A 4,786-nucleotide genomic window follows, 5' to 3' on the forward strand; every position below is an offset into this window, starting at 1 on the left:
CCCCGCGTCGGCCGTCCGCGCGACGGTGTCCTCGGCGCCGGTCGCCTGCGAATCGACCGTCTGTGAGTCGACCGTCTGCGGATCGGTCTGCTGAGCGGCCCGGACCGGGGCGGGCTGGTACTCGGCCACCACGACGTGGGCGTTGGTCCCGCCGAAGCCGAATCCGGAGACACCGGCCAGCGCCCGGCCGCTGTAGCGCGGCCACGGCCGGTTCTCCGTGACGACGCTCAGCCGCGCGGCGTCGAAGTCGATGTACGGGTTGGGGCCGGCGAAGTTGAGGGTGGGCGGGAGCGAGTCGTGCCCCATCCCGAGGATGATCTTGGCCAGGCCCGCGGCACCGGCCGCCGACTCCATGTGCCCGAAGTTGGTCTTGGCCGAGCCCAGCAGCGTGGGTCGATCGGCGTCGCGGCCGCGGCCGAGCACCTGTCCGATCGCGGTGGCCTCGATGGGGTCACCGAGGATCGTGCCCGTGCCGTGGGCCTCGATGTAGTCGACGTCCCTCGGGTCCACACCCGCGTCGGCGTACGCCTGGCGCAGCACCGCCACCTGGGCGTCCGGGTTGGGGGCGGTCATCCCGTTGGAGCGTCCGTCGGAGTTGACGGCGGACCCCTTGATGACGGCGAGGACCACGTCCCCGTCCCGTTCGGCCTCGGACAGGCGCTTCAGGATGAACAGTCCCCCGCCCTCCGCCCGGCAGATGCCGTTGGCGTCGGAGGAGAAGGCCTTGATGCGCCCGTCGGGGCTGAGCGCGGCCCCGGTCTTGGCGAAGCCCATGGTGGCGGCGGGCGCCAGCATCATGTTGACGCCACCGGCCACGGCCAGGTCGGACTCGTGCAGGCGCAGCGAGTTGACGGCCTCGTGGATCGCGACCAGGGAGGTCGAGCACGCGGTGTCCAGGGTCATCGAGGGGCCGCGGAAGTCGAACGTGTACGACACCCGGTTGGAGATGATCGAGTTGGAGGCGCCCGTGACCGCGTACGGGGAGGCGGCGGCGGAGTCGGAGGTGAGGAACACCTGGTAGTCGCTGGACGACGAACCGATGAACACGCCCACCTCGTGGCCCTTGAGGTCACTCGCGGGCAGGTGCGCGTGCTCGAGGGCCTCCCAGGTGAGCTCGAGTGCGAGCCGCTGCTGCGGGTCCACCATCTCCGCCTCGCGGGGACTCATGCCGAAGAACTCGGCGTCGAAGTCCCGCACCTCGGAGTCGTCGAGCCACCCGCCCCGGTCCGGGGCCTCGGCCAGGACCTGCTGGACGTAGGAGTCACCCGCCCACTCGGACCAGCGGGTCGCCGGACGCGGGCTGGTGGCGTCCCGGCCCTCGGACAGCAGTTCCCAGGTGGCCTCGGGCGAGTCCGCGCCGCCCGGGAAACGGGTGGCGAAGCCGATCACGGCGACGTCGAACTCCATCCCCGCCCCACGGTGGCGGAAGGTGTGGAGGTCTCCGGGCTCGTCGATCTCGGCCGGTCCGTTGACCACGTACTCGGCGAGAGAGGCGATGGTGGGGTGCTGGTAGGCCACCGTGGCGTCCAGGGGACGGCCGAGCAGGTCCTCGAGATCCGCCGAGAGGGTCACCGCGTCCCGGGAGGACAGCCCGAACTCCTCGAGGGAGCGGTCGTCGGTCACCTTGGCGACGTCGAGCCCGGTGGCCCGGGAGACCCAGCCCCGCAACCAGTCGCGGAGCTCTACTACCGTCATCTCGCTCTGTGCCATCGTGGGGATCGCCTTTCCATCGGGTCTCGTCCGGTGTGCTCGCCCGTCGCCGCCGCGCACCGGTGGTGCCGTGACGCGGCCCGGAAACTACTCCGCCGGCTCGTCGGGGAAGGCCGTCTGCTGGTGGCCTCCCCGCAGGGTCCCGCCGACGTAGGCGGTCTTGCAGGCGCGGCGGGCGATCTTGCCGCTGGAGGTTCGGGGGATGGACCCGGCGGGGACCAGGATCACGTCCTGCGCGGTGACCCCGTGCCTCGCCGAGATCGCCGAGCGGACCGCGTCCGCGATGGGTCCGGGATCCGCCTTCCCCGCACCGGGGGCGCGCTCGCCCACCACCACGAGGGTCTCCGAGGAGTCATCGGAGGGGATCACGGCGCCGTTACGGGCGTCGATCGGGAGCTGGTTGGCCGGCACGGAGAACGCGGCGACGAAGCCCGGGCGCAGCGAGGCGGAGGCGTCCTGCGCGGTGTTCTCGAGATCCTGCGGGTAGTGATTGCGTCCGGCGACGATCACGAGGTCCTTGACCCGACCGGTGATGTACAGCTGGCCGTCCACGTAGGCGCCGTAGTCACCCGTGCGGAGCCACCGTGCGTCCTCGGGGACGGTGCCGAACTCGCGCACCGTCCTCGAGTGCTCCGGGAGCCGCTCCGTGAGCCTGTTGCCGAACGTGGCCTCGGACTCCTCCGGCCGACCCCAGTAGGCCCGCCCGACGTTGGTGCCGTAGAGCCAGATCTCCCCGACCCGGCCCTCGGGCAGTTCCCGGCCGGTGCCGTCGTGCTCGCCCGTCGACCCGTCGACACCCGGCTCGACGATCACCGCCCACTGGCTGGGGGCCACGTACCCGCACGCCACCTGCGGGATGGCGTCCTCGTTGCCCTCCACCGCGTCGGGGTCCAGGACGGTCATGACGCCCTTGTTGAGGTCCTCCCGGTCCACGTGGATGACGATCGCCTCGTCGTCCTTGCGGGGCGAGGAGACGAAGAGCGTCGCCTCGGCCATGCCGTAGGAGGGCTTGATGGCGGTCGGCGCCAACCCGTACGGGGCGAACGCCTCGTTGAACGCGCGCATCGAGGCGGGGGTGACCGGCTCGGACCCGTTGATGATGCTGGTGACCCCGGAGAGGTCGAGCGACTCGCCCTCCCGGGGCAGGCCACGACGGGCCGCGTGTTCGAACGCGAAGTTGGGGGCGGCGGCGAAGACCCCGTCGCCGTCGGACATCGCCCCGAGCTGGGTGACCCACCGCCCGGGACGCTGCACGAAGGCCCGGGGGCTCATGACGGTGATCGTGGCGCCGCCCATCGCCGGCAGGATCACGGTGAGCAGACCCATGTCGTGGAACAGCGGCAGCCAGGTCACGCCGCGGGAGGCGCGGGTCAGGCCCAGCCCGTCGAAGAGCTGCATGACGTTGGTGACGACGTTGCGGTGCGTGATCTCCACGCCGGCGGGGACGCGGGTCGACCCGGAGGTGTACTGCAGGTAGGCGATGTCGTCCGCACCCAGATCGGGCCGGGTCCAGCCCGAGCCCAGCTCGGCGGGGATCGCGTCGACGGCGACCGTGCGGGGCCGCTCCCGGGCGGGCAGGTCGCGGAAGAGCTTGCGGACCCCCGCCGCCGACTCGGTGGAGGTGAGGATGACGGACGGCGTGCAGTCCCCGAGGACCGCGTGGAGTCTGTCGTGATGACCCGGCTCGTCCGGATCGAACAACGGCACGGCGGTGAGACCGGCGTGGATGGCGGCGAAGAACGAGACGATGTAGTCGAGCCCCTGGGGCGCGAGGATGGCCACGCGGTCTCCCCGCTCCGCCACCTGCTGCAGCCGTGCGGCGATGGCGTAGAGCCGGTCCCCGAAGTCCGACCACGACAGTTCGGCGACCTCACCCTGCCGCGACGACGAGTAGTCGATGTAGCGGTAGATCAGCCCGTCCGCCGCGGGGTCCCGGCGTGCTGCGGAGACGTTGGATTCGACGAAGTCGACCAGGGTGGTGCGATCAGGGATGACGATCGCCCCGCTGGCGTCGTGGTACTGCTCGAACTCCACGTTGCTCCGTTCCGAACCGATGACTGGATGGTCGACGTCGCCGACCTCGGACATACCGGGCGACAAGCTTGGTCGATCTTACAGCGTGCCCCTGCGCACATCCGAACTCCGAATCCTCGACCCGGCCAGGCGTGTCGCGCCCATGCACGGTACTCGGTCGGGCGGTCAGTCGTGGGCGATCTCCGGTGCCGCGTCGACGAGTTCCCGCACGTGTCCGATGGTCCACTCCGGAACCGTGGTCCCCATGACGACGTCCGGGTTGGTCGCGTACATGGCGTGGATGGCGTTGTTGGCGACGAACTCCTGGAACCGGGCCGCCCCGTCCACCACGTTGAGCGGGGCGTTGCAGATGAGGTCCCGGGAGTCGCAGATCTGGGCGGTCCGGTCGTCGAGCGCCCCGAAGCCGCCGGGCCGCGGGCCGGTCATGGTGGCACCCGCGATGAGCTGCGTGAAGCCCGTCACCGGCTGGAGCGAGATCTCCATCCCCTGACCGGTCCCCGGCGACAGCCCCGGGGACTGGCCCTCGCCGGGCAGGCGCCGACCGTCGGCGATGAGGACCGAACCCCGGACGAGCTCCGCCGGGACCGGCCCGTTGCCGGTGCCGATCTCGCTGGTGAGGTCGCCGGCGATCACCGCCCCCTGGGAGAAGCCGAGCAGGATGTAGGAGGTGTACGGGCAGCGGTCGTGGACCGCGACCAACTCGGCGCGCGCGCGATCCGTGCCCTCGGCCCGGCTCTGGTCGTAGGTGATCTCGTCGGGGCGCTGGGGGTTCCGGAACTGTGCCACGTACGGGACCGTGAAGACCTCCAGGCGCTCGGCGGGGTACTGCTCCCCCAGCGGGTCCGTGATGGTCTTGAGCAGCGCGTTGGGCAGGAACGACGGCGCGTAGGGGTCGTCGGTGGGGCTGCTCTCCCAGGTGCCCGGCACGGCGATCATCTGCACGTCGGGGCAATCCGCGGGCTGGGTCAGCTCCGGCTCCGCCGGGCCGGGCAGCGGGCCGTCCGGACCCGTCGGCAGTCCCCGGTCACCGATCCACCAGCCG

The 4,786-nt window shown here is 71.4% G+C and carries 3 protein-coding genes; all 3 read right to left on the minus strand.

The genetic code is table 11. From position 1 onward, the window contains the following. Positions 1-1,710, minus strand: a 1,710-nt coding sequence (locus G6021_RS04285) for a type I polyketide synthase (RefSeq protein ID WP_241736423.1), incomplete at its 3' end; no start/stop codon positions are given. Positions 1,711-1,797: 87 nt separating this feature from the next. Further along, positions 1,798-3,798, minus strand: a complete 2,001-nt coding sequence (fadD32, locus tag G6021_RS04290; protein WP_095717077.1) for a long-chain-fatty-acid--AMP ligase FadD32 — start codon at positions 3,796-3,798, stop codon at positions 1,798-1,800. A gap of 111 nt (positions 3,799-3,909) precedes the next feature. Continuing rightward, positions 3,910-4,786: cutinase family protein (locus tag G6021_RS04295; RefSeq protein ID WP_182610130.1), on the minus strand; the 877-nt coding region annotated here is incomplete at its 5' end.

This window comes from Dietzia sp. CW19, assembly GCF_014145265.1.
Lineage (GTDB): Bacteria > Actinomycetota > Actinomycetes > Mycobacteriales > Mycobacteriaceae > Dietzia > Dietzia natronolimnaea.